The organism is Vibrio sp. V30_P3S12P165 (assembly GCF_009904905.1).
In the GTDB taxonomy this organism is placed as follows: Bacteria; Pseudomonadota; Gammaproteobacteria; order Enterobacterales; family Vibrionaceae; genus Vibrio; species Vibrio fujianensis.
Genome location: NZ_WXWH01000015.1, coordinates 178,138 through 205,036 on the forward strand (window position 1 = coordinate 178,138; position 26,899 = coordinate 205,036).

Genomic DNA, 26,899 nt, shown 5'->3' on the forward strand with positions numbered 1-26,899 from the left:
TATCGCCACAACGTGAAATCTATCACACTCAGTTTTTTATTTTTTGCTTCAAATCAAACAGATTGAACTCGGTTTATTTTCTCTGCTCAATCGTGCTTTTTATTGCTATTTTTACTTAAAAAAGGCTCAACTTTCTCTTTTTCTCTCTGTTTAACTTGTTCCCACATCGCATCAAGTTCAGCTAACGAAAAATGGGTTAAGGGCTGATGATGCGCCTGCGTCAATTGCTCCACCCCTTGGAAACGACGCACAAATTTTTGATTGGCTTTCATTAACGCTATTTCTGGATCTTTACCTAAATGGCGAACCAAATTGACCGTGGCAAACAGCAGATCGCCAAGTTCTTCTTCTACTTTTTGCTCATCAACCTCGACTTGAAGTGCTTCTTCCATCACTTCAGCCAATTCTTCCTGTACTTTCTCGGCCACCGGGCCAAGGGTGTCCCAGTCAAAGCCATATTTCGCGCATTTTTGTTGAATTTTATTGGCGCGCATTAAGGCTGGTAACGCTTGTGGTATTGAGTCTAGAATACTTTGTTCTGTTTTGCCTGCTTGGTGTTTTTCTTTGGCTTTTTCAGCCTCCCAGTTAGCGGCCAACTGAGCTGAATCGGTAAACTGAAGATTAGAAAAAACATGAGGATGGCGGCGAATTAATTTTTCATTCACCGTTTCAACGACCGCTGAAAAATCGAATAAACCCTGTTCTTTTGCCAATTGGCTATAAAAGATCACCTGAAAAAGGAGATCCCCAAGCTCTTCTCGTAGGTTTGGCCAATCTTGTTTGTCGATTGCCTCCACCACTTCATAAGTTTCTTCAATGGTATGAGGCACAATGCTGGCAAAACTTTGCTTGCGATCCCATGGACAACCATGCTCAGGGTCTCGTAACTGATTCATAATTTGTTCAAGCTGTAAAATAGGATGGGCCATGTTACCTCTCAATAAAAAAACGAGGCAGAACTGACGCGCTAACCTCGTTATAAATGCTGCTCAATTAACCTAATCGCTTAACCAACATCACATCTTTAATATGCTCAATGCGTTTCGAGATACGTTGTAGAACCTCGATATTATTGAGTTCAAGTTCAAAATCCATAATGGAGAGCTGACGCTTATAGTCACTACGACTTTTCATGCTGATCACTTTGATTTTCTCATTGGCCAGCAAGGTAGTGATGTCTTTCAGTAGCCCTCCTCGCTCCATGGCTTCAACTCGTAATGTTAAACGATAACTCCCGACAAAACCTCTCCCCCAAACGGTATTAATAATTCGCTCAGGCGCATGGTGGCTCAGCTCTTCTAATTGTTCGCAATCACTTCGATGCACTGAAATACCACGTCCTTGGGTAATATAACCACGAATATCATCACCAGGGATCGGTTGGCAACAACGCGCCAAATGCGTCATCAAATTATCGACCCCCTCCACCACAACCGCATCTTTATGCGTTTGGCTACCGACGATCGGCTTGGTTTCTCCAACCAGTTTTTCAAGAGCCAGTTTATCTTCTTCTTCAGCCGTTGGTTTATTGACCAATGCATTGATATGATTGACAATTTGGTTAATCCGTAAATCACCACTACCAACGCCAACATACATTTCATCTGCACTGTTTACGTTAAAACGTTTCAGCGCATAGAGTTCTGCATCTTTTAAGGTCGCACCGATTTTGGCTAATTCGTTTTCGAGGATCTCTCGTCCTGCTTCTAAGTTTTTCTCTCGGCTTTGTTTACGGAACCAAGCATTGATTTTTGCTCGTGCCCGCCCTGAATGAACAAAACCGAGTGACGGGTTTAACCAGTCACGAGAGGGGTTGGGTTCTTTAGCGGTGATGATTTCTACTTGATCGCCCATGTGCAGTTTATGGGTAAACGGCACAATGCGCCCCCCGACTTTGGCACCGATACAGCGATGTCCAACCTCTGAGTGGATATGATAGGCGAAATCAAGCGGGGTCGCTCCCATGGGTAAATCGACCACATCGCCACGCGGGGTAAAGGCGTAGACGCGATCATCAAACACTTGACTACGCAGTTCATCCAACATTTCGCCAGAATCAGACATTTCTTCTTGCCAATCCAACAACTTACGTAGCCAAGTGATTTTTTCATCGTACCCGCTGCGTCCAGCACTACTGCCTTCTTTATATTTCCAGTGCGCCGCAACGCCTAATTCTGAGTCCTCATGCATCTGTTTGGTACGAATCTGAATTTCTATCGTTTTTCCTTCTGGGCCAAGAATCACCGTATGGATGGATTGATAACCATTCGGCTTCGGATTAGCCACATAATCATCAAATTCATTAGGCAAATGCTTATATTTGGTATGCACAATCCCCAATGCGGCGTAGCAATCTTGTAGTTTATCGGCGATGATTCGAACCGCGCGCACGTCGAATAGCTCGTCAAATGCCAGATTTTTCTTCTGCATTTTTCGCCAGATGCTGTAAATGTGTTTGGGGCGGCCACTTACCTCCGCATTGATGCTAGACGCTTGCATCTCTTGGCGAAGATCATCGACAAAATCTCGAATGTACTGCTCGCGCACGATTCGGCGTTCAGAAAGTTGTTTGGCGATCTGCTTATATGTGTCGGGTTGTTGGTAACGAAATGCGTAATCTTCAATTTCCCATTTGAGTTGACCAATACCAAGCCGGTTGGCTAATGGCGCATAAATATTGGCACACTCTTTTGCGGCAGCGCGACGCACCTCGTCTGGTTGAGCTTTAACTTCACGTAGATTGCAAATTCGTTCGGCCAGCTTGATCACCACACAGCGAAAATCATCGACCATAGCCAATAACATTCGCCGCACATTGTCTACTTGGGCTGAAGCTTCACTGCCTCGCAGTGTGACATTGAGTTGACCAATCGCAGCCATCTCTTCCACACCGTGAATCAGTTTGACGGTCTCCTTACCATAGCCAGCTTCCAGTTCTTCAGCATCCAATGCTCCGCTGATTGCAATAGGGAACAGCAGAGCGGCCACGAGTGTCGCTCTATCCATCGATAAGGTGATCAATATTTCGATCATCTCCCGCCCTCGCCACAGTAATAGTGAGCTTTGAGGGTGTCCTTCAAGTAACTGCTCGCATTGACGATAGACTTCGCTCAGCTTCGCCGCCGTTTTTGCTTCTTGCCCTAAACCAGCAATCCATTTTTCTAGCTCAAACTGTTCATCTGGGTTTAAGTGTGCGCTACGTACCGCAACCATAGAGGTGTCCTAATTATTATAATTCATGCTTTCGACCTACTTTCACGCTTGAAAGTTCGGTCATTTACCGAGTTTTTACAAACAGAGCCATCGATTCCAAGTGGCTGGTATGGGGAAACATATCAAGCATAGTCAATTTAGCCAACTGATATCCCTGATTCAATAAACTGTGACTATCACGCGCCAGCGTGGCTGGGTTACACGATACGTACACCACGCGTTCAGCACCAAGCCGTGCAAGGTGTTCGATAACGCCCGCGGCACCAGCTCGAGCTGGATCAAGTAAGATTTTATCAAACTTATCAGCCGCCCATGCTTGTCGGGTCATCTCTTGTTCCAAATTTGCTTGGTAAAAGGTGGCCGTCTTGATCTGGTTTAACTCAGCATTGTGTTGTGCCCATTTAACCATCGCATCCACGCCTTCAACACCGACAACCGACTGAGCTAATTTGGCGATAGGTAAGCTAAAATTGCCCAAGCCACAGAATAAATCTAGCACTCGATCATCGCTTTGAACATCCAACCAGGTGATAGCTTGCTCAACCATCTGATGATTGACCGATTGATTGACCTGAATAAAATGGTTCGGAAGAAAAGAAATAGATGCCTCCACCTCTCGGTAGTAAGGCACCTCACCACACTGATGTTCAATCTGCTCGGGCGTTGGCTGTAAATATAATGCCAGCTGATGTTCTGAGGCGAAAGAAAGTAATCGCTCTTGATCCACTTGACTGAGCGGAGCAAGATGACGAAGCATCAGTGCGATGGTGTTGTCGCCTTTGACCAATTCCACATGCCCGAGTTGATGAGGTTGGCTCAGCGTGCTTAGCCGTGCTTGAAGGGCGGGTAATAACTGGTTGAGACTTGGTTCAAGTACCGGGCAATGGGTGATCGTGACAATCTGTTTACTTTGCTTACGACGAAAACCAAATTGAAGTTGCTGAGTTTTTTTATCCCATAATAGGCTCAGACGAGTTCGGCGACGGTAGCCTTTTTCCTTCCCACAAATCGGCTCTGACAAGTCTAGCTGCTGGTTAGCAAACTTACTCATTAACTGAGAAAGCGTCTGTTGTTTATGGGCTATTTGCGCTGCATGCTCAAGATGTTGTAAATCACAGCCACCGCACTGCTGATAATAAGCACAAAACGGTGTAACCCGTTCAGGGCTGGTCTGTAAAACTTTAATCAGTTTCGCTCTGGCAAATTTACTCTTACTTTCTGTTAATTGAATAACGACCTCTTCACCAGGCAAAGCCCCATCAATAAAAATCGCTTTACCTTTCTGATACGCAATACCAGCTCCGAGATGATCGAGTTTACTGACACTCACCGACTGATGTTTCGATGAGGGGGAAGGGTTCTTCTTCGGTTGAAAAAAACGTGCCATGCTCTGCCTAACTGTGATTGATAAAAGGTTTTTGGCCCGAGCATCACTATTCTGCACGGGGAAGATTGTCGAAAGCTGGGTGATTGCATTAAGCTATTGTCTCCTTGAATAGCTTGGCAACACTCAATGCGGGTTATTTTCCCATATCCACACCACGATGTTTAGACAATAATGACCAAATATGGCTTACGTGCGCGCGTTATTACTCTTACTTTAGCTCCAACCTTAATCATTGGGTTATTGCTTAGCGCCTTATTTTCCTTTAACCGCTATCACGATTTAGAAGTTCAAGTCATCAACTCTGGGGCAAGTATTATCGAACCGCTGGCCATTGCCAGTGAAGAAGGCTTAAAAAATCAAAGTCGCGAATCGGTTCGCCGCATTATTAGTTATGCCCACCGTAAACATTCAAAGTTTGTACGCAGTATCGCTGTTTTCGATTCACAGCACGAGTTATTCGTCACCTCAAACTTTCACCCTAATTTTGAAGCATTAATGTATCCGAAAGATCAAGCAATTCCAGTCTTAGGTAGCTCACAACTTTATAATAATACGTTAATTTTACGTACGCCTATTTTATCTGAAACACGCTTGATAGAAGAGAATATCAGTGCTACCTCAAGTCCGGCATTAGGGTATATCGCGATAGAGTTAGATCTCTCTTCTTTACGTTTACAGCAATACCAAGAAATTTTTTCAGCTTGTCTGGTGTTAATCATGGGCTTGACCCTTTCCGGCGTTTTTGCTTTCCGATTGATGCACGACGTGACTCGCCCCATCACACATATGAAAAATATGGTCGATCGTATTCGTCGTGGGCATTTAGATGTGCGAATTGAAGAGAAAATGCACGGTGAATTAGATGATCTCAAAAATGGCATTAATGCGATGGCGGTTTCACTCTCTGAATACCATGTCGAAATGCAACATAGTATTGATCAAGCGACTTCGGATCTACGTGAAACACTTGAGCAATTGGAAATCCAAAACATTGAGTTAGATATTGCTAAAAAACGCGCTCAAGAAGCCGCTAGAGTGAAATCTGAGTTTTTAGCTAATATGTCACATGAGCTACGCACACCACTCAATGGGGTGATCGGATTTACCCGCCAAATGCTCAAAACCCAGTTAACTAACAGCCAAGCTGACTACCTTCAAACCATTGAGAAATCAGCAAATAACTTATTAACCATCATCAATGATATCCTTGATTTCTCTAAACTAGAAGCGGGGAAACTGGCCCTAGAAAACATTCCATTTGAATTTCAAGAAACCCTTGAAGAAGTGGTCAATCTGCAAGCGACCAGTGCCCATGAAAAAGGTCTAGAAATCACCCTCAAAATTGACTCAAAAATCCCGGTAGGTCTAGTAGGCGATCCGCTACGTATTCAGCAGGTATTAACCAACTTAGTCGGTAATTCCATCAAATTTACCGAACGAGGCAATATTGATGTGAGTGTGGAAATGAGAGCGCAAAGGGATGACACCGTAGAACTGCAATTTATGGTCCGAGACACCGGGATAGGCATTTCTGAGCGTCAACAAGCTCAGCTATTCCAAGCCTTTAGTCAAGCTGATGCCAGTATTTCGCGCCGTTATGGAGGAACAGGATTAGGGTTAGTCATTACCCAAAAACTGGTCAGTCAAATGGGCGGAGAAATCAGTTTAACCAGTCGTCTTCATCAAGGTTCCACCTTTTGGTTTACCCTACGCTTACATGCGACCGATCTGCCGATTAGTGATAATGTTGATCCCCAAGTCCTGAATCAAAAACATTTATTATTGATCGAACCGAATATCCAAGCGGCTTCGATTGTGCAACAACAATTGGTTCAAGCAGGCCTAGTCGTCACCTATCATTCAGCAATACCAGAAGAATCAAGCCATTATGATTATATCTTACTGAATTTATCTCCCAATAAAGAAACGAATACCGCTCACGTTAAACAGTGGGTAGAGCAAGCCATCACACTAGCTCCACATATCATTGTTGGCATCCCCAGCACCGAACTCGCACTGGCGGATCAGCTCATGAAAACTTATCCAATTCAGTGCCTGACCAAGCCTCTCTCTCGTAAAAAATTACTGCAAATTTTAATTGATCATCAGCCTCAAGCCGTAGAAATGCCTGAACCTGTCACTCATCAAGACAAGTTGCCGTTGACGGTTATGGCGGTGGATGATAACCCAGCCAACCTGAAGTTAATCACGGCATTATTACAGGAACGTGTCGAGCAAGTGATCGCTTGTACTGATGGCGTTTCGGCAGTAGAGCAAGCAAAACAACAGTCATTTGATATTATTCTGATGGATATTCAGATGCCCCATATGGATGGAGTGGCTGCTTGTAAGGCGATCAAACAATTACCGCTCAATGCCCAAACCCCAATTATCGCGGTAACAGCTCATGCTATGCTTGGCGAGCGAGATAGATTACTAAAGGCAGGAATGGATGATTATCTCACCAAGCCAATTGAAGAACAGGTTTTACAACAAGTTCTCTTACACTGGAGTCCGAGAAGAACGGTCGATACATTCGTCCCCCTCCCCTTGTCGGGAACAGCGCTAGCACCAGCAACAACCGCACCATCAATGGCGATCAAACCCGTTATCGACTGGGATCTCGCTTTAAAGCAAGCGGCAGGGAAAAGTGCACTCGCACAAGAAATGCTCTCTCTTTTGCTTGATTATATTCCAGAAGTTGCCCAAGTCATCGAGCAAGCATTAGCAGAAGCCTCATACCCAATTGACGACTTACTACACCACATTCATAAACTGCATGGTAGCTGTTCATACAGTGGTGTACCATCACTTAAAACCGTGTGTGCATCACTAGAACAAATGCTGCGTTCAGGCAGTGTTATTAGCGATATAGAGCCAGAACTATTTGAGTTACAAGATGAGATGGAGAAGGTATTAGCCCAAGCCAAAAACTACATTCCATCACCAACATAACCTTAAGCATTGGACTCAAAAATAACCGTCGCCAAAGCGTAGTGGCGCTCATCAGACAGAGAAAGGTGGATTGAAGTAACCTGAGCGGCCGAGGCAAATTCAGCCGCTTTACCGCTCAGAATCAACAAAGGTTTTCCATTCACATCATTATTGATGTGGAAATCTTGAAAACTAACGCCATGAGCGATACCCGTTCCTAAAGCTTTAGAGGCAGCTTCTTTGGCGGCAAAACGTTTGGCTAAGTAACGGGCTTTTTGTTTTAACGCATCAAATACCATCAATTCATCTGGCGTTAAAATACGCGCAGCAAAGGCATCACCACTACGTGATAATGCCTTTTCGATACGAACGATCTCCGTTATATCTGTTCCAAGTCCGACGATCGCCATAATGTCATTTAACCTATTTACGGGCAGATTGCATTATGCATCTCATCTCGGCGACCGCTTTGTCTAAGCCATCAAAGAGTGCGCGACCAATAATGGAATGGCCAATATTCAATTCGTAGATTTCGGGAATAGCGGCTATCGCAGAAACATTATGATAAGTCAGCCCGTGCCCCGCATTGACGGTAATGCCTTGATCATCAGCATAGGCCGCAGCGGCGGCAATTTTTTTCAGTTCACTTTGCTGTTCATCATCACAAATGGCATCCGCATAATGCCCGGTATGTAGCTCAATAAAAGGTGCGCCGCACGCTTTAGCTGCATCGATCTGCTCTTTATCTGCATCAATAAAGAGGGAAACTTTAATTCCCGCTGCGGTCAATTTTTCGGTCGCTGCTTTGATTTTAGCCAGTTGGCCAACAACGTCTAAGCCCCCTTCGGTTGTCAATTCCTCACGCTTTTCTGGAACTAAACAAACAAATTCAGGTTTGGTTTGCAAGGCGATTTCAACCATCTCATCCGTGACCGCCATTTCTAAATTCATACGCGTTTGGATCGTTTCACGTAAAATACGCACATCACGATCTTGAATATGGCGACGATCTTCTCGCAGGTGAACCGTGATGCCATCAGCACCCGCTCGTTCTGCTATTTCAGCCGCATGAACGGGATCGGGATAACGAGTGCCACGCGCATTGCGTAGTGTGGCAACATGGTCGATATTAACACCTAAAAGAATTGAGCTCATGTTCCTATACTCCGTGCTCTAGATAGCGTTGTTTGCCGGAATAACTCCCGACTTTTTAACGGTTTCCCGCCAAGGTATGGCTTTAACGCTATGCGTGTAAAGCGCTTGGCAGCTTGTAATTGTGCTTTCGTGGTAAAACGGCGTTCGCTAATGGCGATCAATTCATCGCCATAAAAAGTTAAATGATCGCGCCGAACCGATGCAATGAATCCCTTTTGTTCTCGATATCGATAGGTCATGTTGGGATCAACAGGTTCTCCCGTTCCCGCACAATGGAGAAAATCAATCCCATAACCCATTGATGATAATAAGGCTAATTCAAAACGGCGTAATGCCGGTTCTGGATTGTTATTTTGCGCCAGTTCTGTCAGAGCAAAAAGGTAATCATGGAATAACCCAGGGCTTGGCACTTCAGGCACAAGAATGCGCCCAATTAACTCATTAACATACATTGCAGAATAGAGATGAATGCCATTGAGGGGAAGCCCTAAACTGATCGGCTCAGCTTGGCGCAGGGTTTTCATTGCACTTTTACCTGACCATTTCAAAAGCAGTGGCGTGAAAGGTTGTAGTGCACCTTTCAAGTTTGATCGTTTCCCTCTCGCGCCTTTTGCCATTACGGATAAACGACCAAACTCTTCACTAAAGATGTCTAAAATCAAGCTCGATTCACTATAGGGGCGACGATGTAAAACAAAGCAACGCTGAAAACCATCAAGCATAGCGCCCCCAACCATCGTGACTCACCTATGAGTGAATAATCAAATATTATCGTTAAAGATCATCAATATAACCAAGTGAACGCAAAGCACGCTCATCATCAGCCCAACCAGATTTAACTTTAACCCAGGTTTCTAAATAAACCTTACGGCCAAATAATTCTTCCATATCTAACCGAGCTTCACGACCGATGGTTTTAATTTTCTCACCCTTTTTACCGATCACCATTTTCTTTTGCCCAATACGTTCAACTAAGATCAGTGCATTGATATGAAAACCATCCGTTTCAGGGTTGTAATCAAACCGTTCAATTTCTACCGTCACAGAATAAGGCAGTTCTTCACCGGTAAAACGCATCAGTTTTTCACGAATAATTTCTGATGCCATAAAACGTTGAGAACGATCCGTGACATACTCTTCAGGAAAGTGATGAACGGCTTTAGGAAGATGGCTACGCACGTGCTTATGTAGCACATCGATATTTTTGCCATGCTTTGCTGAAATCGGCACCACATCAACGAAGTCCATTAATTTAGACAGCGATTGCATGTGCAGCATCACTTCATTACGATCTTTTACGTTATCGACTTTATTAACGCAAAGCACGACAGGGAAATTGGCTTGTTGTAATTTATGCAAAACCATTTCATCGTCGGCCGTCCAATGCGTTCCATCCACGACAAATAACACCAAGTTAACATCACTTAACGAGCTACTTGCCGCGCGGTTCATCAAGCGGTTGATCGCTCGTTTTTCCTCAATGTGCAGTCCAGGAGTATCAACATAAATCGCTTGGTAGTCACCACGCGTATCGACCCCCATAATTCGATGGCGTGTTGTTTGAGGTTTGCGCGATGTAATCGAGATCTTCTGCCCTAAAATATTATTTAGTAATGTCGACTTACCTACATTAGGGCGGCCCACAATCGCGATAAATCCGCAGTGTTGATTGTCCGGCAAAGAAGAAGAGGAGGCATCTTCACCGTGAGACGCAAAATACGCGTCGAGATCGAATTCTTTATCAGCCATGAGTTAATTGCTCCAAAGCGATTTCTGCGGCGGCTTGCTCCGCTTTACGACGGCTAGTTCCTTTCCCGATCACCGGCTTAGCAATACCGGCCACTGTACACGATACCGTAAACTGTTGATTATGTGCTTCACCTTTAATATGAGTCACATTATACAGCGGTAATGGGCTTCTTCTTCCTTGCAAGAATTCTTGCAAGCGTGTTTTTGGATCTTTTTGTGATACACCGGGTTCAATTGCCTCTAATCGGCTTTGATACCAACCCAAGATAATGGTGCGAACCATCTCGATATCACTATCTAAATATATTGCGCCTATAATAGCTTCTACTGCGTCAGCCAGAATCGAATCACGACGGAAACCACCGCTCTTCAACTCACCTGGACCTAATTTTAAGTAATCTCCTAAGCCAAACTCTCGGCCTAATTCCGCTAATGTATTACCACGCACTAGCGTTGCACGCATACGGCTCATATCGCCTTCATTAATCTTAGGAAAACGATGATATAGCTCATCAGCAATGACAAAACTTAAAATTGAATCGCCCAGAAACTCAAGACGTTCATTATGTTTTCCGTTGGCACTGCGATGGGTCAGTGCCAACTCAATCAGCGTCGCATCATTAAATTGATAACAAAGCTTTGTTTCTAATCTATTAATTGGAGAATTCATGCTCTCTCGATGTGTTACGGGCCAGTATAACTGCCTAATTAATGCCACCGATGCGGCTAAAGCGCACGCCGGTTGGAATCCAAGTTGGTAACAAACTGTCTGGACTACGATCAAACTCAAAGCTGATCCAAATCGCAACGGCTTTACCGACTAAGTTTTCTTCTGGAACAAAGCCCCAAAAACGGCTATCAGCACTGTTATCACGGTTATCACCCATGACAAAATAGTGTCCTTGTGGAACCACCCACTCATTCACTCCCGCACGAGGGTGGTAATCTTGTACATTATCAATCCGCAACGGATTAATTAAGATATTATGAGCTTTTTCACCCAATTGTTCATCCATTTGAATCAGTGGAATGCGGCTTTGCATAAACTCACTTTCCACCACATTAGATAATTTAACTGGCTGGCAATCAGTTGTATTCGGTGATTGGATACAAATTTCTTTTTCTGTACTGTAGCGCACGATATCACCCGGCATGCCGACCACTCGTTTTATATAGTCAACACTAGGATTGGGTGGGTATTTAAAGACCACAACATCACCACGTTCTGGCTTGCCCGTTTCCACAAGTTGCGTACGCCAAACCGGATCTTTTAATCCATAAGCATACTTTTCAACTAGAATAAAATCGCCCACTAATAAGGTTGGCATCATCGATCCCGAAGGGATCTGGAAAGGTTCAAAAATAAATGAACGGAGAATCAGTACAAAGGCGATAACAGGGAAGATAGAGACTGAATTTTCAACCCACCAAGGTTGCGTAGCTTGTTTTAGCTCACTGGCTTGAGCATCAACTTTAAGCTCAGCAAAGCGCTGCTGGCGCTTTTTCTTCCACAGCCATTTCTCAAGTGCCCAGATAATCCCAGTGACAAGAGTCACGATCACCAGCATGAGTGAAAATGTATTCGCCATTACCTTCCCTTATCTAAAAATACGAAAGTGAAAGAGCCAAGACCCTTTCACTTGAGAGTTGCTACTGGATCGCTCTATCACATCAAAATAGCTAGTCTTTACCAACATGTAAAATGGCTAAAAACGCTTCTTGTGGTAATTCAACATTACCAATTTGCTTCATGCGTTTTTTACCTTCTTTTTGTTTTTTCAATAATTTTTTCTTACGGCTCACATCACCGCCATAACATTTGGCCAAGACGTTTTTACGCAACTGCTTAACGGTTGAACGAGCAATAATATGATTACCAATAGCCGCTTGGATCGCAATATCAAACATTTGGCGAGGAATGAATTCTTTCATTTTCTCCACCAACTGACGGCCACGTGTTTGTGCCTGATCTTTATGAGTAATAATAGCTAGTGCATCGACTTTATCACCATTAAGCAATACATCGACTCTAACCATATCGGACGCTTGGAAACGTTGGAAGCCATAATCTAATGACGCATAACCGCGCGAGGTTGACTTCAAACGGTCAAAGAAATCAAGCACAACTTCGGCCATTGGAATATCATAAGTCAACGCCACTTGGTTGCCATGGTAGACCATATCGACTTGTGTGCCACGTTTTTCTACACATAAGGTAATCACACTGCCAAGATAGTCGGAAGGCACAAGAATATTACAACGAGCAATCGGCTCACGAATTTCTTCGATATCATTGATAGCAGGTAACTTAGCCGGACTATCCACATAAAGCATTTCGTGATCGGTTTTGAGAACTTCATACACCACCGTTGGTGCCGTGGTGATCAAATCAAGATCATATTCTCGTTCTAAACGCTCTTGAATGATCTCCATATGTAGCATACCTAAGAAGCCACAGCGGAAACCAAAACCTAGTGCTGCCGATGTCTCTGGTTCATAGAACAACGAGGCATCATTGAGGCTGAGTTTTCCTAATGCATCACGGAAGTTTTCATAATCGTCTGAAGAGACGGGGAACAACCCAGCATAGACTTGGGGTTTAACCTTTTTAAACCCAGGTAGTGGTTTTTCACAACCATTTTTAGCCAGCGTTAAGGTATCCCCCACGGGTGCGCCGAGGATGTCTTTAATACCACAAACGACCCAACCAACTTCTCCAGTATTCAGCCCAGAAGTATCAACCTGTTTTGGCGTGAAAATACCAATACGATCAACCCCCCAGATTTGCCCAGTACTCATCACTTTGATTTTATCGTTTTTCTTCAGGCTACCGTTTTTAATCCGCACTAAAGAAACGACCCCTAAATAATTATCAAACCAGGAGTCAATAATAAGCGCTTGTAACGGAGCATCAGGATCGCCTTCGGGTGCGGGAATGGCGGAAACAATTTTCTCTAGCACTTCGTCAACACCGAGCCCAGTTTTAGCTGAACAACGAACAGCATCAACAGCGTCGATACCAACAATATCTTCGATTTCCTCTGCCACTCGTTCAGGCTCTGCTGCCGGTAAATCAATTTTATTGAGGATAGGCACCACCTCAAGATCCATTTCGATCGCGGTATAGCAATTAGCCAGTGTCTGAGCTTCCACTCCCTGACCGGCATCAACCACCAAAAGCGCGCCTTCACAAGCAGCTAGAGAACGAGAGACCTCATAAGAGAAATCCACATGCCCTGGCGTATCGATAAAGTTTAGTTGATAAGTTTCGCCGTCGTTAGCTTGGTAGTCGAGAGTCACACTCTGCGCTTTAATGGTGATACCACGCTCACGTTCAAGATCCATTGAATCAAGAACTTGTTCTGCCATTTCACGATCGCTCAACCCACCACATACTTGGATTAAACGGTCGGATAAGGTCGATTTACCATGATCAATGTGGGCGATAATCGAAAAATTACGAATGTGCTTCATAGGTTTGGGATGACTAAACTCTTTGCTGATTAGGGAATAAAAAACACCACCGAGGTGGTATTTCAATTAAGTTGGCCGATTCTACCGAATTTCGCTAGGCTTCGCACCATAATTTAAAGGATAGGCTGTCCTAGTACTCGCAATAGGATCACTTGTTGAACGGAATTTTTTGATAAACGGGTCGAATAATATCTCGCCAGCATCACGCCAAATATCATGGCAAGCAAAGCACAGCCGATCACGACACCTTCCCCCATACTTAGCCAAGGAGCAAGCCAAATTTCAGCGATCAATGCACCGACGATCATCATAAATAGCGGCACAAGGTAAACCAAAGCCGCCGATTGCAATAAGCTTTTTTCTGGAAAGCCAATTTCTACCACTTGCCCTGTTGACACTGGCTTTTCACTATCTAAGCGCCAAGCTAATGCTTTATTGCCTAGCGCTTTAGAAACCATCCCCGTACCACAACTCTTAGACGACTGACAATGGCTACAACTCGTTTGTTGCTCACAACTCAGATCGATCCAATAACCTAGCGCATGACGCTCCACCGCTGTCACGGTTGCCAGTGCAGTCATCATTGATTTTTTACTCCGACATGTTCAAAAATCACCGATTGGGCAATACGCTGTGCGGTTGCGGGAGGAATATCACCCACCACCGACACTTCGTTCTCTCCACTGACAAAACTATGCACCGTGCGACGCCCTTGACGGACTAACTGCCCTTTTAGTGAATGATTATCACGACTCGATACATAGACAGAAAAATTAAACAGCCCATCGGAAAACATCTGGCTTTCCACCAAACGCTCGGTCATTGCCATACGATAACGATTCAGCTCAAGTGGTTGAAAACCTTCTGGCTTCCACCCGACAGTCCAGAATGTTTCTTGGATATTACCTTTAGGTAAAGATAATACCTCTGGCAGTTGAACATTATTTAATCCGGCCATCAAAGAGGCCAATTTATCGTTAATCGAATACGAAATAGTACGGTACTGCTCTAATACTTCACCATCACGATCGACTAAGTCGGCACGCAGAGGTAGTGCACTGTGTTCATCGATCCACAAAACATAAGAGTAACGGAGGCCATCTTTGGGCACAATACGTAGAACCTGACAAGCTGTTCCAGCTTCACGCGCGCGGCCCATTTTTACAAAATCATAATATTGGCTAAGTTGTGCGACATCACTATTAAGCATAGGAATCGTCGGAGCCACCATGTTACCGGATTCAATCGTAAAAGGCTCAACACCCGGTTCAACATAACTGACTTCATTACCGCGACGAATCACTTCGCGTACTGGGCCACTCAAATAAATAAGATGAGCGAACTGTTGGCTCTCTTGATGAGCATGGCGGTAAAGCAAAGGTTCTATGCTATTTTTCTTAATCAGAATATAAGACAACTCATAATTAAGCTGTTGACTGGCTTCGCTCATCTGATGCAACAAAGCCTCTGCAGAAGGCGTTTCTGCAAAGGCCGGCGTTACATTCAGACTGAACAGTGTCAACGCACTGATCAGAAATTTTTTCATTCAATTACCGTTTCAACTGGGTCAGGGTGAGAGGTCAAATTCTCACTATTGAGTCTCAACTGTAGTTCATAGTCTTGCAATAATGCATTGATACGACGACGTTGTTCTTGCATATTCGCTTCGCTGCTACCATGCCTTGCGACTGAATCTCGGGTCAAACTGACCGGTTCGGCACTACCCGCAAATGGCACCGTCTGTAGCACAGGTAGCTGTGCTTCTTGTGCGCTGGTAGCTTCATTGCCACCATATTGTTGCACACCAATGATGACAGCAAGTGACACACTCGCAGCAATCGCCACTTGCCCGAGTTGGCTAAACCAAGTAGGCAACTGGCGACGAGCTTGACTAACCTTAGGCTGAGCCTCTAGTTTCGCCAAGTGCAGATCAGTGATACGCTCAGAGCTGGTGAACGAGCGATGTACTGGTTCATGTTCTAATGCCAGAGCGACACTTTCAGCGATATTCCATTCAGATTGAGGTGTATCCCCACGCATAACATCACCAATAAGATGGTAATTTTTCCACGTGCCGAGGCTCTCTGAGTCGTGCTCTAATTCTTGTATCAGCACATTATCAACCAATTCGCCATCCATGAATGCTGAAAGTTTTTCTTTGTCAGCCATTATTTTCACCATTTTTGTTGCTCACTATGCGGCGTTATAAAAACGATTTAATTCGCTTTTCAACCGCTTCACGAGCACGGAAGATACGAGAACGCACCGTACCAACGGGGCAATCCATGACTTCTGCGATATCTTCGTAACTTAAGCCTTCCAGCTCTCGCAACGTCATCGCGGTTTTTAAATCCTCAGGCAATGCTTCTATTGCGCTAAATATCACCTGCTTTAATTCCTTGGACAACGTAATGTTTTCAGGGTTCGATATTTCTTTGAGTGCATTACCACCTTCGTAAAATTCAGCTTCTTCAGCATCAACATCGTTGGCCGGCGGCCGGCGGCTTTGCGCAACGATGTGATTTTTCGCGGTATTAACAGCAATGCGATACAGCCAAGTATAAAACGCACTCTCGCCACGAAATGTTGGGATGGCACGATAAGCTTTGATAAAGGCTTCTTGTGCAACATCCGCCACATCTCCAGAATTGCTCACATACCTAGAAATAAGATTGCAAACCTTGTTTTGATATCTCAATACCAACAGATTGAATGCTTGCTTATCCCCGTTCTGAACTCGCTCAATCAACACTTGATCGGTCAGTTGATCGTTCATTCGAGCGGTTACTCCTATTGTTATCTCCCTTACCTTCTCAGATATGGACTCTAATTATGCAGAATGTTGTCTTGACACCACTGCCTACATGAGCACTATTGTGACTCAATAAACGAGAAAAAGTTCAAGTATAAGGTAAAATATTTCGCCTTAATACCGCAGTCTTATGCAGTAACCCGCTTAACTCTCGTATGGAAATTCGTTTTGCTTGTATGGCATTCGTCTAAATTAATTATCGACACCCGCACATAGTGGGGATAGCCTTTAAAAAAGACAATAGCATTTATAACATATTGTCTTTACCTGCAAGTTAGCTTGCTTGGCGTTATTGTCACGAGCGACATGCTAGACAACCAAGCCGACTGCACGGCAGGTAATGCGAATGAGATCTCAAGCGACATAAAGGATTCACCGAGCTTGATCCACTTGCGAGTTGACCGAATAAAACCACTAATAACCCGAATACCATTCGTGTTTTATTTTAATCTAGAGTAGGAATACTCTACTTTGAGTTCAGGAAGTTAACCATCTTATGGACGTAAATCGAGAACATCAATGCGATGTATTAGTTATCGGCAGCGGTGCCGCAGGATTATCCTTAGCGCTGCAAGTTGCCGAGCAGTGCAATGTCATCGTATTGAGCAAAGGACCTCGTAGTGAAGGGGCAACCTATTATGCACAAGGCGGTATCGCTGCCGTCTTTGATGAATCTGACAGTATCGAATCTCATGTTCAAGATACTTTAATTGCCGGTGCCGGAATCTGTAATCAAGAGACCGTCCAATTCATTGCTGAGCATGCCAAAGCCTGTGTTCAGTGGTTGATTGATGGTGGTGTTCCTTTTGATCGAGAAGAGAATGATGATGATGCACATCCTCGTTATCATTTAACTCGTGAAGGAGGCCATAGCCACCGACGAATACTGCACGCTGCGGATGCCACAGGAATGGCGATGCAGACATCTTTGCAAGATAACGTGCATAACCACCCTAACATTCGACTATTCGAACGTTACAATGCACTCGATTTAATTACTGAAGACAAGATTGGCGGCAAGGCAAATAAAGTCATAGGGGCCTATGTTTGGAATCGTAACGTCGAGCATGTTGAAACCATTCGAGCCAAATTTGTGGTACTTGCGACAGGTGGCGCATCTAAAGTTTATCAATACACCTCAAACCCCGATGTTTCTTCTGGTGATGGTATTGCTATGGCTTGGCGTGCAGGTTGCCGAGTCGCTAACCTTGAATTCAACCAATTCCATCCAACATGCTTATATCACCCAGAAGCTCGAAACTTCTTACTTACTGAAGCCTTACGTGGCGAGGGAGCGTACCTTCGCCGCCCTGATGGTTCCCGCTTCATGCCTGATTTCGATAAGCGCGCTGAACTGGCACCTAGAGATATTGTTGCTCGTGCCATCGACTATGAAATGAAACGCTTAGGTGCAGACTGCATGTATTTAGACATCAGCCATAAACCAGCCGACTTTATCGAAAAGCATTTTCCTACCATTTACACCCGCTTGATGGATCTTGGCATTGATATGACCAAAGAACCGATACCGATTGTTCCTGCCGCTCACTACACCTGCGGAGGCGTAATGATCAACCAACAAGGACAAACCGATCTTGCTCAACTGTATGCCATTGGTGAAGTGAGTTATACCGGTTTACACGGAGCAAACCGTATGGCTTCCAATTCATTATTAGAATGTGTGGTTTATGCTTGGTCTGCTGCACAAGATATTCTTCGTCGTCACCCTTGTGCACAAATGCCGCCTTCATTACCAAACTGGGACGAAAGCAAAGTCACTTGCTCGGATGAAGAAGTGGTTATTCAGCACAACTGGCACGAACTGCGCCTATTTATGTGGGACTACATGGGCATTGTTCGAACCGATAAACGTTTACAGCGTGCACTGCGTCGCATTCAACTGCTACAGCAAGAAACGCATGAGTACTACAGCAACTTCAGAGTGTCGAATAACTTGTTGGAATTACGTAACTTGCTGCAAGTGGCAGAACTGATGGTACGTTGTGCGATGCTACGTAAAGAGAGCCGAGGCCTGCACTATACGTTAGATTATCCCGATCAACTAGAAAATAGCGGGCCAACTATTTTGACACCAACCAAGTAATCTTAACACCAACCAAATAATATTAATGGGAGCGATACTGCTCCCGTTTTAATTTCACCAATAGCTGTCGGTAGTCAGATTCATCACAGCTATCGCGCCACAATAACCAACGCGCCCCTTGACCTCGAATAATCAAGAAAAGATGTCGATAGAGAAAATCGACCTGATGAAAAACAAAATCATCGTCACCCACACGTAACTCTCCTGAAAAATTGATTTCAATCTCATCTTGTAAAGATGTGGGGAGCCAACTCAATACTGGATAGGAGAAAAGCAAAGCAATCATCGCCATGCTGGCAACAAGTGGAATAGAGGAAGCTAAGATCGCCCACACCAGAGCCGCCAACAGAGAAAAGGCGATGATATGAGCGAGAAAAGAAGGCTTTAAATAAAGCTTAACGGACCTTGCTAAGATTATGTGCGACAATTTTGTCTACCATCGCTGCATGACCCAAATTTTCTGAGCGGCCATGTCCCATGATCCAAGTAAAAAGGTCAGGATCATCACATTCAAGTAACGAAACAAAATCTTGCTGTTCTGTTTTACTTAATGATTCAAAACACTCTTCAAAGAACGGCATGATAACTACATCAAGTTCAAGCATTCCACGTCGGCATGCCCATTTGATGCGCGCTTTTTCTTCCGTAGTGTACATTGGCTTTCCTCACCTTAATATTTAGTTTCGCCAAGTGTAACAACCAATGTTAAATTCAACTAGTAGCTTAGTCACAGTCCCTGTTCAAGCTGACAAAAAAGTTGATCCAGATTAACATAACGGAAAGAGTCTTACTCAGGTAAAAAATATGAATTGGAAAAATACATTTACCACACTCGCTATCACCAACAGTACACCACTCCCAGAGCTAATGATTAGTCACTTAACCCATTGGGGCGTGATTGAGTTATCTGGCGACGATAAAAAAAATTACCTGCAAGGGCAAGTGACCTGTAATGTGGTCAGCCTAGAAACAGGACAATCTTGCTGGGGGGCACATTGTGATGCGAAAGGAAAAGTATGGTCTGCTTTTCGTCTCTTTCATCATCATGATCGCTACGCCATGTTCCAACCTCAATCGGCCATTGAAGCAGAGCTACGTGAACTAAAAAAATACGCCATTTTCTCTAAAGTTGAAATCAGAGAAAGCACCGATATCGCTTTGGGTATTATGGGGGTAGGAGCAGAGGCATGGATCAATCGTTTCACTTCAAGTCGGGAAGATGTTCGCCCATTACCAAACGGTACCGCAGTAAAAATCGATGCTTTACGCTGGCTATTACTGATAGAAGAATCAACGGCTGAAGCGTGGCTCAATCAAAGTGATGCCAACAAAGTGGATCCCGCCATCTGGACCTATTTTGATATTCAACACGCCTATCCCATCATTCATCACACACAACAAAATAAACACATCCCACAAGCATTAAACTTACAGGCGCTTGGTGGTATTAGTTTTACAAAAGGTTGCTACACTGGGCAAGAAACCGTAGCCAGAGCCAAGTATCGCGGTATCAATAAACGAGCGATGTATATCGTACAAGGTAATACTCAGCAACCACTCGCTTCCGAACAAGCCTATTCATTAGAACGTGCGGTCGGTGAAAACTGGCGTCATGCAGGCGAACTCATGGCGCATTACAGCTTTACCGACCAAACGGCGATAGGGTTAATTATCCTGCCCAATAACCTTGAGCCGGAAACAAAATTGAGACTCACTGAACAACCTGAAACTCACTGGACTATCTGCCCACTGCCCTATACGTTAGATGATGAATAAGCCGTTTTCTACTGCCATTACCCAGTATCTAGACAGCCATCAGGTTAGCTACCAGCTACTGCCTCATCAAACCGCGACCATTACGATTGAAGAAACCGCGCGTCAGCGTGGTATTCTTGCTAGTCAAATGGTCAAAACTCTCCTCCTACGAGATATGGGAGATCGTCTAGCATTAGCCTGCATACCGGGTAATGCTGCAGTTGACCCCAAAAAAGTTCGTCAAGTATTAGAGTGGCGGAGAATGACCTGTGTCGATCGCTCGCAAGTCGAATCAATTACCGGATATCCGGTTGGCACAGTCACGCCACTGTGCCTTAAAACATCAATGCCTATTTTATTTGATCATGCCATTTTACAGCATTCAATTGTCACCATTAGCAGTGGCTCTTCTTTAGCAGGCATTGCTCTATCAGTACAAGATTTGATTCAGCTCTGTCAACCAAGGTTTGCTGATATTCAACGAACCGTATCCGTTGAAAAGACCATGATAAATTGCCGCCAATGAAACAAACTAGCGAGAGCGAATATCGCTTGTAGCGCCAGGTAATCATGTCGCGCGTCATACCTCGCCCATGCATTTTGCCCACGGATCCCCGTGGGATTTTTTACACACAATTAACACCATCATTACTCATTGACTTATAATTCAACTATTCTTAAAACTGTCACATTGGTTTGGCTTAATAATCAAAGCATCACGCTATTTCTCTCTTATGGCCTGGATGGAGAAGAGTCAAGCGAGGATTGTACTAAGAAAGGGTTTAATTTAGAGAATGAACCAATTTTGCTAATAACAGCACAAATCACTGAAAAAACTAACTGTAACTTTGGATATATCCGGCGAAATCACAGTATCGCCTACCGATTTAACTTACACTGAGCTAAACAAATAAAAAAGGATCGAAGTATGAGACTGTTTAAGCGCTATACACCGAGTATGATAGCTAAACACGTAAGTCGTCTTTTTAAAGGAAGAATTTATATCTATGGTGTCGGTAAATTTGAGTTTGATAATGGGAAGTTGATTCTTCCAGAACGTGCTGAACAGCGACATTATCAAACCGTCAATGAAGTCAACCAAGAGATTCGACGCTTACGCTGCGCTTATGCTTGATCAACATTAAAAAAAACTAGGGTTGGCAAATGCCAACCCTAGTTTTTTATTGTTAAATGATTACTCATAATCATCAGCAGACGATTACCTTTTGGCTAACTCAGGTAATTCACCTTTTAACCCCAAAGCATGTAGCATTATTTCTTGTTTTACTCCTGGGATTTGCCCTGCAAGACGCATCCCAACCCCTCGAATCAATTTCTTCGCAGGATGGCTTCCCGCGAATAAATCTTTAAATCCTTGCATTGCCGTTATCATTTTCGCGGCCTCGGCTTTTCGCCAACGTTCATAACGGCGTAAATTTCGCCGCTGGCCGATATCTAAGCCTTGCTGCCAAGCCGATAACACCTCTTGCGCTAGGCTCGCTGCATCTAGCAAACCGAGGTTAACCCCTTGCCCCGCAAGTGGATGAATCGTGTGGGCCGCATCTCCAACCAACGCCAGACGCTCAGCGACAAAATCACGAGCATAACGTGCGGTGAGTGGCACCGTGTACCGCTGACCGACAAGTTGACATAAGCCAAGTCGACCATCAAATTCGACCGTAAGTGCTTTATTAAAAACCGACGCCTCCATCGCGGCTAAACGCTCGGCTCGGCTCGGCTCTGTTGACCACACAATAGAACTCATGTGTGGCTCAGACATAGGAAGAAAAGCTAAGGGGCCTTGTGGAGTAAAGATCTGTCTTGCTACGCCTTGATGCGGTTCATGCGTTCGAATATTCGCCACGAGTGCGCTATGGCCATAATCCCAATAGGTGAGCGGAATATCCATTTGGCGACGAACCCACGAATTAGCCCCATCTGCTCCAACAACTAACTTGGCGGTGAGCGATTGTCCATTACTTAAACTCAACCATGCTTCACTTTCACCAATTGCTAAACTTTGACACTGCGCGGACATAAACAGTGTTAGATTGGCTTGTTGTTTCACTTGATCCAATAACGCTAGTTGTACCACTCTGTTTTCAACAATATGACCGAGATTAGGCTGAATTAATTGCTGAGCACAAAACTCAATTCGAGCAAAGCTGTCTTGTTCCCATACCTCCATCGCTTGATAGGGCGAAGCTCGACGCTTTATGATTCCGTCCCAAGCATTGACGTTTTTTAACACCATTTCACTCGCACGATTCAATGCAGATACGCGAACATCAGGTAGCGGATCTAATTCAGTTTGAGGAAGCTGGCTTTCAATCATCGCTATTCTTAAGTCTGAATCTTTAAAAGCAGCCGCAAGCGCAAGGCCGACCATTCCTCCGCCCACAATGGCAATATCTACACTTTTCATCATAAATTTGTACCTTTTATCGATTGACCACACCAAGTGTGCGTTGAAGCAAGGGGATACTTAAAAATGAGAAACTATCCATTGCCATTAAGCCAAGATTACGTCCAATACGAAAGCTCATCCAATCATTCGAAAAAAGATGAACCAAGGTTGAGGTCAATTGAATAGTGGCCAGACGATCCGCTGTTCGACGCTGCTGAAAACGGCTCAATGATGAATAATCACCAATCTGATCACTCTTGATGATCTCTTCTGCTAGGCTAGCCACATCACGAATAGCAAGATTAAAGCCTTGCCCAGCAATCGGGTGAAGAGTTTGTGCCGCATTGCCGATCATCGCAAAACGGTGAGAAACTATATTGTGACGATAACGAAGCGCTAATGGGTAACAACTACGCTTGCCTGCTTGGATGAAGCGTCCGATACGCCAGCCAAAATCTCGCTGTAACTGTTCCAGAAAGCAAGAATCATCCATCTGCATGATTTGCTCTGCCACCAAGGCAGAAACACACCAAACTAATGATAACCGATTATCATCCATCGGGAGTAAGGCCAGTGGGCCAGAAGTGGTAAAACGTTCAAACGCTCGTCCTTGATGAGGTTGATTCGTTTGTACATTCGCAATTACCGCCACCTGATGAAAATCTAGCTCTTGTTGTGGAATGCCTAATTTTTCGCAACAGGTTGATCTCGTACCGTCTGCTGCAACCAAGAGTTTACCAACCAGATGTGAGTTATCCGATAAAGTGACCGAAACCGAGTCTAATGAACGAGAAATATGGGACACGCTAGTCGGACAATATTGGGCAATATTCACACATTGTGCCATTTTTTCAGCATATAAAGCGCCCACTCGAGCTAACTCAACCACGTACCCTAAAGCATCCAACGCAAGAGATTGAGCATGAATCTCTGTCATACCAGCATGTGAACGATCCGAAACATGGATATCCGTGATGGCAGTGGCGAAAGGACGCATAGCATCCCATAGCTGCCACTGCTCCAGCAGAGCCACCGTACCATGAGAAAGAGCGATCGCTCGATCATCAAAACCGGGATGAGCATGATGATCGACTTGAAAAGCTTCAATCACAGCAATAGACAGCTTTCCTCGGCTCAAGGCATTCAATGCCAGGGCCAGTGTCGCTCCAGCCATTGCCCCCCCCGCGATGATGACATCAAAACATTTCTCGTCACTCACCCTAACCTCACTTAGTGAATCATCGGCTTAACTGCTGGTTCAGATTTGCAGAACTCAATATACAGCGTAAAAACACACGCCTTGATGTGTTCAATGATTTGCTCTAATAATTGAGCTTGTTGCTGTAGATCATCTTCTTCATCAATGGCTAATTTGGCAATTTCTTCTAAATCTTGTAACGCCTCTTTGGCGTCTGACGACGCGCGGGTTAGATCTATCGCCGCTAAACCCAGCCCAGAAATAAAATGGTTCACCCAATCGACCACGCCATCAGCAAACTGATACAGCGCTTCATCATCATGATTCACTGGAACTAATAGCGTTAATTTAAAATCACGGCTTGCCAATTCACCATGCGTTGCTAAAAACAGTTGCTTCGCCTGTGTTAATGCTTGTTGCGGCCAACCTAAGCCATCATTGGTATAATCAAAGATGAGCGCTTGCCAACTGGCGTCATCGACAGTTACTCCTCCCGCTAACATTCCAGCTAATAAGCCATGCAGTTCAGCAGGATTTATCGCCAATGAGGCCGATTGCAGATCACTGGCTAATTGGTTATAACTGGGAAAGGTCGCTTCACTCATAATCACTTCATCTAGGTAAATAAACGCCATCCTACCACTTCAACGATTAACCGAAAACGCCCATATGACTAGCTTTTATTCAAATTGCCCAATAAGTAGTTTTTTAGCTATCAATTTAGACTTATCGGCGTGAAAAGCTTGAATCTTGATAGCGCTTTACCTATAGTTTGCCCCTCGATGGTTTGGCAATCGCACCCATCTTTAGTTGCGCGAATAGAGTTCACTTATCATGAGTAATCAAGCCGTTGAGGTTGAAATATTAGGCAAAATAACCCGAGTTAATTGCCCCAAAGGGCAGGAAAGCTCTCTGGTTCGTGCCGCACAAGATCTTGATCAACGATTGAAAGATATGGCCGAACGTACTAAAGTTACTAATGAAGTTAAGTTATTGACTATCGCAGCATTGAATATTTGCTACGAATTACAAACAGAGCGGCAAAAACAAGATGATCTACACTCGCAATTGAATAGACGGGTTGATGAACTCGCAAACTCATTGCAAGCCGCGCTCAATAAAGTACAGCAGCAAGGCCACTAAAGCCTGCTTAAAGTTTTACCCTGGAGTGTTCGTCAGCGGATGTAAGTCCCTGAGCCGATAAGCAACACCAAAGGGTTGGTATTCGATTGCTATTGAGCAAGCTCGGCTCGTACCGAGAAGCCTACGGCAACCATTGCTAATCCGCCTTGAACCAGCTGGTTCAAGGGCCTCAATCCTCAACGGCACTCTGGGGTTTCCTAATATGTCATCGACTCGTCAATATTTTCGTCAATCCATTCGACAAAGACGCCATCAACTGTCTCGTGAAGCTCAACGGCAAGCAGGGTTAGATTTGGTGGATATCTTTGCAAAACAGTCAGAATTAACGTGCTGCCAACATATCGCGTTGTACCTTTCAACCGATGGTGAACTCAACACCATACCACTCATTCACTGGTTATGGGCCCAAGGAAAATCTGTCTATCTTCCCGTATTGCACCCGTTTTCTAAAGGGCACTTGCTCTTTTTACATTACCAACTTGATACACCGATGGCTTATAACAAATATGGCATTATGGAGCCTAAACTCAATAAGTGGCTAATAAAACCAGCCAAAGAATTGGATCTTATCTGTACGCCATTAGTGGCTTTTGATGCACAAGGTCATCGGCTTGGTATGGGAGGGGGTTACTATGATCGAACGCTTTCAACCTGGTTTAAAACGGGTCAAGGAGCCAAACCGATTGGACTGGCTCATGATTGCCAATACGTCAAAACCTTACCGATTGAAAGCTGGGATATTCCCCTCCCCCAAGTTGTCACCCCTACACGCTCTTGGCAATGGAACGTATATTCGCGCTTCTCTCAATCTAAATGAATTGTCCGCTTCTCCAGTACATCTGTGTGTCTTTTGAGTATATAATCGCGCCGCACACGCATTAACTCATAAACCATGATAGGAGACAGGCATGACTCAAGATGAGATGAAAAAAGCCGCCGGTTGGGCTGCTCTAAAATACGTAAAAAAAGGCAGTATTGTTGGCGTAGGGACGGGATCAACGGTCAATCACTTCATCGATGCACTGGGTTCTATCAAAGATGACCTTCAAGGTGCCGTATCCAGCTCTATCGCTTCTACTGAAAAACTTCAAGCACTCGGTATCAAAGTTTACGACTGTAATGATATTGATCAGTTAGATATTTATGTGGATGGGGCGGATGAAATTAATCCTCAGCGAGCCATGATCAAAGGCGGAGGAGCTGCACTGACCCGTGAGAAAATTGTCGCAGCCATTGCTGATCAATTTATTTGTATTGTTGATGGCACCAAAGCCGTTGATATTTTAGGTAAATTCCCGCTTCCTGTTGAAGTCATCCCGATGGCTCGCTCCTATGTCACAAGAGAGCTAACAAAATTAGGTGGAACCCCTATTTATCGTGAAGGGGTTATCACTGACAACGGTAATGTGATTCTTGATGTCCATGATCTACAAATTCGTGATCCTAAAACGCTCGAAAGCCAAATAAATGCTATCACCGGAGTGGTGACCAATGGTTTATTTGCCCACCGTGGAGCCGATGTAGTCATTACCGGAACAGCACAAGGTGCTAAAATCGAAGAATAAGAT

General features: G+C 44.4%; 27 protein-coding genes and 1 other RNA gene. 9 read left to right on the forward strand and 19 right to left on the reverse strand.

Going from position 1 to position 26,899, the window contains the following annotated elements:
- Positions 1 to 86: 86 nt before the first annotated feature.
- The 3 genes from mazG to rlmD form a co-directional block, all read right to left on the reverse strand.
- Positions 87 to 929: a nucleoside triphosphate pyrophosphohydrolase gene (gene mazG / locus CAG57_RS03815; RefSeq protein ID WP_161428064.1), complete on the reverse strand. Its 843-nt coding sequence runs from the start codon at positions 927 to 929 to the stop codon at positions 87 to 89.
- Positions 930 to 993: 64 nt separating this feature from the next.
- Positions 994 to 3,213 carry a GTP diphosphokinase gene (gene relA, locus CAG57_RS03820; RefSeq protein ID WP_161428065.1) on the reverse strand — a complete coding sequence of 740 codons (2,220 nt, stop codon included), beginning with the start codon at positions 3,211 to 3,213 and terminating at the stop codon, positions 994 to 996.
- 64 nt (positions 3,214 to 3,277) lie between these two features.
- Positions 3,278 to 4,600 (reverse strand): 23S rRNA (uracil(1939)-C(5))-methyltransferase RlmD, encoded by a 1,323-nt coding sequence (gene rlmD, locus CAG57_RS03825; RefSeq protein WP_099610560.1) that lies wholly within the window; start codon positions 4,598 to 4,600, stop codon positions 3,278 to 3,280.
- A gap of 171 nt (positions 4,601 to 4,771) precedes the next feature.
- Between rlmD and barA the strand changes: the two genes are divergently transcribed.
- Positions 4,772 to 7,555 (forward strand): two-component sensor histidine kinase BarA, encoded by a 2,784-nt coding sequence (gene barA, locus CAG57_RS03830; RefSeq protein WP_161428066.1) that lies wholly within the window; start codon positions 4,772 to 4,774, stop codon positions 7,553 to 7,555.
- Positions 7,556 to 7,557: 2 nt separating this feature from the next.
- Here the strand turns inward: barA and acpS are convergent, their stop codons facing one another.
- From acpS to rpoE, 11 genes are all read right to left on the reverse strand, one after another.
- Positions 7,558 to 7,944, reverse strand: coding sequence for a holo-ACP synthase (gene acpS, locus CAG57_RS03835; RefSeq protein ID WP_099610558.1), 387 nt, complete (start codon positions 7,942 to 7,944; stop codon positions 7,558 to 7,560).
- Between the two features lie 13 nt (positions 7,945 to 7,957).
- Positions 7,958 to 8,689, reverse strand: coding sequence for a pyridoxine 5'-phosphate synthase (gene pdxJ / locus CAG57_RS03840; protein WP_099610557.1), 732 nt, complete (start codon positions 8,687 to 8,689; stop codon positions 7,958 to 7,960).
- On the reverse strand, positions 8,686 to 9,411 hold the full coding sequence (gene recO / locus CAG57_RS03845) for a DNA repair protein RecO (protein ID WP_161428069.1): 726 nt from the start codon (positions 9,409 to 9,411) through the stop codon (positions 8,686 to 8,688). Before recO ends, pdxJ begins: the two co-directional genes overlap by 4 nt.
- A gap of 52 nt (positions 9,412 to 9,463) precedes the next feature.
- Complete coding sequence (gene era / locus CAG57_RS03850; protein ID WP_099610556.1) at positions 9,464 to 10,438, reverse strand: GTPase Era; 975 nt, start codon at positions 10,436 to 10,438, stop codon at positions 9,464 to 9,466.
- Positions 10,431 to 11,108, reverse strand: coding sequence for a ribonuclease III (rnc, locus tag CAG57_RS03855; RefSeq protein WP_099610555.1), 678 nt, complete (start codon positions 11,106 to 11,108; stop codon positions 10,431 to 10,433). The genes era and rnc overlap by 8 nt, the downstream gene beginning before the upstream one ends.
- Before the next feature lie 34 nt (positions 11,109 to 11,142).
- On the reverse strand, positions 11,143 to 12,027 hold the full coding sequence (gene lepB / locus CAG57_RS03860) for a signal peptidase I (protein ID WP_099610554.1): 885 nt from the start codon (positions 12,025 to 12,027) through the stop codon (positions 11,143 to 11,145).
- Between the two features lie 91 nt (positions 12,028 to 12,118).
- A complete protein-coding gene (gene lepA / locus CAG57_RS03865; RefSeq protein ID WP_161428070.1) occupies positions 12,119 to 13,912 on the reverse strand; it encodes a translation elongation factor 4 in 1,794 nt (597 codons plus the stop codon).
- A gap of 113 nt (positions 13,913 to 14,025) precedes the next feature.
- Positions 14,026 to 14,496, reverse strand: a complete 471-nt coding sequence (locus CAG57_RS03870) for a SoxR reducing system RseC family protein (RefSeq protein WP_161428067.1) — start codon at positions 14,494 to 14,496, stop codon at positions 14,026 to 14,028.
- Positions 14,493 to 15,458, reverse strand: coding sequence for a sigma-E factor regulatory protein RseB (gene rseB / locus CAG57_RS03875; protein WP_161428068.1), 966 nt, complete (start codon positions 15,456 to 15,458; stop codon positions 14,493 to 14,495). The genes CAG57_RS03870 and rseB overlap by 4 nt, the downstream gene beginning before the upstream one ends.
- Positions 15,455 to 16,081: a sigma-E factor negative regulatory protein gene (locus CAG57_RS03880; RefSeq protein ID WP_099610550.1), complete on the reverse strand. Its 627-nt coding sequence runs from the start codon at positions 16,079 to 16,081 to the stop codon at positions 15,455 to 15,457. Before CAG57_RS03880 ends, rseB begins: the two co-directional genes overlap by 4 nt.
- 34 nt (positions 16,082 to 16,115) lie before the next feature.
- The gene (rpoE, locus tag CAG57_RS03885) at positions 16,116 to 16,688 is read right to left on the reverse strand and encodes an RNA polymerase sigma factor RpoE (protein WP_099610549.1); all 573 of its coding nucleotides are present in this window, start codon (positions 16,686 to 16,688) and stop codon (positions 16,116 to 16,118) included.
- A 532-nt stretch (positions 16,689 to 17,220) separates the two neighbouring features.
- Between rpoE and nadB the strand changes: the two genes are divergently transcribed.
- Positions 17,221 to 18,828, forward strand: coding sequence for an L-aspartate oxidase (nadB, locus tag CAG57_RS03890; RefSeq protein WP_161428468.1), 1,608 nt, complete (start codon positions 17,221 to 17,223; stop codon positions 18,826 to 18,828).
- A 22-nt stretch (positions 18,829 to 18,850) separates the two neighbouring features.
- Here the strand turns inward: nadB and CAG57_RS03895 are convergent, their stop codons facing one another.
- Both CAG57_RS03895 and CAG57_RS03900 read right to left on the reverse strand, forming a co-directional pair.
- Positions 18,851 to 19,162: a hypothetical protein gene (locus tag CAG57_RS03895; protein ID WP_099610547.1), complete on the reverse strand. Its 312-nt coding sequence runs from the start codon at positions 19,160 to 19,162 to the stop codon at positions 18,851 to 18,853.
- Between the two features lie 61 nt (positions 19,163 to 19,223).
- Entirely contained in the window at positions 19,224 to 19,484 is a 261-nt protein-coding gene (locus CAG57_RS03900; RefSeq protein WP_099610546.1) for an FAD assembly factor SdhE, read from the reverse strand.
- A gap of 148 nt (positions 19,485 to 19,632) precedes the next feature.
- Between CAG57_RS03900 and ygfZ the strand changes: the two genes are divergently transcribed.
- The 3 genes from ygfZ to CAG57_RS03915 all read left to right on the forward strand — a co-directional run bounded on the left by ygfZ (position 19,633) and on the right by CAG57_RS03915 (position 21,718).
- Positions 19,633 to 20,604, forward strand: coding sequence for a tRNA-modifying protein YgfZ (gene ygfZ / locus CAG57_RS03905; RefSeq protein WP_161428470.1), 972 nt, complete (start codon positions 19,633 to 19,635; stop codon positions 20,602 to 20,604).
- Positions 20,597 to 21,109 (forward strand): aminoacyl-tRNA deacylase, encoded by a 513-nt coding sequence (locus CAG57_RS03910; RefSeq protein ID WP_161428477.1) that lies wholly within the window; start codon positions 20,597 to 20,599, stop codon positions 21,107 to 21,109. The genes ygfZ and CAG57_RS03910 overlap by 8 nt, the downstream gene beginning before the upstream one ends.
- 402 nt (positions 21,110 to 21,511) lie before the next feature.
- On the forward strand, positions 21,512 to 21,718 hold the full coding sequence (locus CAG57_RS03915; protein WP_078925982.1) for a DUF1107 domain-containing protein: 207 nt from the start codon (positions 21,512 to 21,514) through the stop codon (positions 21,716 to 21,718).
- Between the two features lie 84 nt (positions 21,719 to 21,802).
- On the opposite strand, the gene CAG57_RS03920 is transcribed toward CAG57_RS03915, so the two are convergent.
- The 3 genes from CAG57_RS03920 to CAG57_RS03930 are packed head-to-tail and all read right to left on the reverse strand — an operon-like array spanning position 21,803 to position 24,793.
- Positions 21,803 to 23,011 (reverse strand): FAD-dependent 2-octaprenylphenol hydroxylase, encoded by a 1,209-nt coding sequence (locus CAG57_RS03920; RefSeq protein ID WP_161428471.1) that lies wholly within the window; start codon positions 23,009 to 23,011, stop codon positions 21,803 to 21,805.
- Positions 23,012 to 23,024: 13 nt separating this feature from the next.
- Positions 23,025 to 24,209, reverse strand: coding sequence for a 2-octaprenyl-6-methoxyphenyl hydroxylase (gene ubiH, locus CAG57_RS03925; RefSeq protein WP_099610543.1), 1,185 nt, complete (start codon positions 24,207 to 24,209; stop codon positions 23,025 to 23,027).
- Positions 24,210 to 24,220: 11 nt separating this feature from the next.
- Positions 24,221 to 24,793 carry a YecA/YgfB family protein gene (locus CAG57_RS03930; protein WP_161428478.1) on the reverse strand — a complete coding sequence of 191 codons (573 nt, stop codon included), beginning with the start codon at positions 24,791 to 24,793 and terminating at the stop codon, positions 24,221 to 24,223.
- Between the two features lie 229 nt (positions 24,794 to 25,022).
- On the opposite strand from CAG57_RS03930, the gene zapA reads away from it, so the two are divergent.
- The 4 genes from zapA to rpiA all read left to right on the forward strand — a co-directional run bounded on the left by zapA (position 25,023) and on the right by rpiA (position 26,896).
- Complete coding sequence (gene zapA / locus CAG57_RS03935; RefSeq protein WP_099610542.1) at positions 25,023 to 25,331, forward strand: cell division protein ZapA; 309 nt, start codon at positions 25,023 to 25,025, stop codon at positions 25,329 to 25,331.
- Positions 25,332 to 25,345: 14 nt separating this feature from the next.
- Positions 25,346 to 25,529, forward strand: a non-coding RNA gene (gene ssrS / locus CAG57_RS03940) — 6S RNA.
- Between the two features lie 4 nt (positions 25,530 to 25,533).
- Complete coding sequence (locus tag CAG57_RS03945) at positions 25,534 to 26,148, forward strand: 5-formyltetrahydrofolate cyclo-ligase (RefSeq protein WP_161428472.1); 615 nt, start codon at positions 25,534 to 25,536, stop codon at positions 26,146 to 26,148.
- A gap of 91 nt (positions 26,149 to 26,239) precedes the next feature.
- The gene (gene rpiA / locus CAG57_RS03950; RefSeq protein WP_161428473.1) at positions 26,240 to 26,896 is read left to right on the forward strand and encodes a ribose-5-phosphate isomerase RpiA; all 657 of its coding nucleotides are present in this window, start codon (positions 26,240 to 26,242) and stop codon (positions 26,894 to 26,896) included.
- Positions 26,897 to 26,899: the final 3 nt, after the last annotated feature.

Excerpts from the sequence above, each read along its gene's own strand:
- CAG57_RS03900 (WP_099610546.1), bottom strand. The coding sequence starts at position 19,484 with ATGTACACTACGGAAGAAAAAGCGCGCATCAAATGGGCATGCCGACGT.
- rnc (WP_099610555.1), bottom strand. The coding sequence starts at position 11,108 with ATGAATTCTCCAATTAATAGATTAGAAACAAAGCTTTGTTATCAATTT.
- CAG57_RS03870 (WP_161428067.1), bottom strand. The coding sequence starts at position 14,496 with ATGATGACTGCACTGGCAACCGTGACAGCGGTGGAGCGTCATGCGCTA.
- mazG (WP_161428064.1), bottom strand. The coding sequence starts at position 929 with ATGGCCCATCCTATTTTACAGCTTGAACAAATTATGAATCAGTTACGA.
- nadB (WP_161428468.1), top strand. The coding sequence starts at position 17,221 with ATGGACGTAAATCGAGAACATCAATGCGATGTATTAGTTATCGGCAGC.
- rpiA (WP_161428473.1), top strand. The coding sequence starts at position 26,240 with ATGACTCAAGATGAGATGAAAAAAGCCGCCGGTTGGGCTGCTCTAAAA.
- rlmD (WP_099610560.1), bottom strand. The coding sequence starts at position 4,600 with ATGGCACGTTTTTTTCAACCGAAGAAGAACCCTTCCCCCTCATCGAAA.
- acpS (WP_099610558.1), bottom strand. The coding sequence starts at position 7,944 with ATGGCGATCGTCGGACTTGGAACAGATATAACGGAGATCGTTCGTATC.
- zapA (WP_099610542.1), top strand. The coding sequence starts at position 25,023 with ATGAGTAATCAAGCCGTTGAGGTTGAAATATTAGGCAAAATAACCCGA.
- recO (WP_161428069.1), bottom strand. The coding sequence starts at position 9,411 with ATGCTTGATGGTTTTCAGCGTTGCTTTGTTTTACATCGTCGCCCCTAT.
- era (WP_099610556.1), bottom strand. The coding sequence starts at position 10,438 with ATGGCTGATAAAGAATTCGATCTCGACGCGTATTTTGCGTCTCACGGT.
- rpoE (WP_099610549.1), bottom strand. The coding sequence starts at position 16,688 with ATGAACGATCAACTGACCGATCAAGTGTTGATTGAGCGAGTTCAGAAC.
- barA (WP_161428066.1), top strand. The coding sequence starts at position 4,772 with ATGACCAAATATGGCTTACGTGCGCGCGTTATTACTCTTACTTTAGCT.
- pdxJ (WP_099610557.1), bottom strand. The coding sequence starts at position 8,689 with ATGAGCTCAATTCTTTTAGGTGTTAATATCGACCATGTTGCCACACTA.
- rseB (WP_161428068.1), bottom strand. The coding sequence starts at position 15,458 with ATGAAAAAATTTCTGATCAGTGCGTTGACACTGTTCAGTCTGAATGTA.
- CAG57_RS03930 (WP_161428478.1), bottom strand. The coding sequence starts at position 24,793 with ATGAGTGAAGCGACCTTTCCCAGTTATAACCAATTAGCCAGTGATCTG.
- relA (WP_161428065.1), bottom strand. The coding sequence starts at position 3,213 with ATGGTTGCGGTACGTAGCGCACACTTAAACCCAGATGAACAGTTTGAG.
- CAG57_RS03915 (WP_078925982.1), top strand. The coding sequence starts at position 21,512 with ATGAGACTGTTTAAGCGCTATACACCGAGTATGATAGCTAAACACGTA.
- ygfZ (WP_161428470.1), top strand. The coding sequence starts at position 19,633 with ATGAATTGGAAAAATACATTTACCACACTCGCTATCACCAACAGTACA.
- lepA (WP_161428070.1), bottom strand. The coding sequence starts at position 13,912 with ATGAAGCACATTCGTAATTTTTCGATTATCGCCCACATTGATCATGGT.
- CAG57_RS03910 (WP_161428477.1), top strand. The coding sequence starts at position 20,597 with ATGAATAAGCCGTTTTCTACTGCCATTACCCAGTATCTAGACAGCCAT.
- CAG57_RS03920 (WP_161428471.1), bottom strand. The coding sequence starts at position 23,011 with ATGATGAAAAGTGTAGATATTGCCATTGTGGGCGGAGGAATGGTCGGC.
- CAG57_RS03880 (WP_099610550.1), bottom strand. The coding sequence starts at position 16,081 with ATGGCTGACAAAGAAAAACTTTCAGCATTCATGGATGGCGAATTGGTT.
- lepB (WP_099610554.1), bottom strand. The coding sequence starts at position 12,027 with ATGGCGAATACATTTTCACTCATGCTGGTGATCGTGACTCTTGTCACT.
- CAG57_RS03945 (WP_161428472.1), top strand. The coding sequence starts at position 25,534 with ATGTCATCGACTCGTCAATATTTTCGTCAATCCATTCGACAAAGACGC.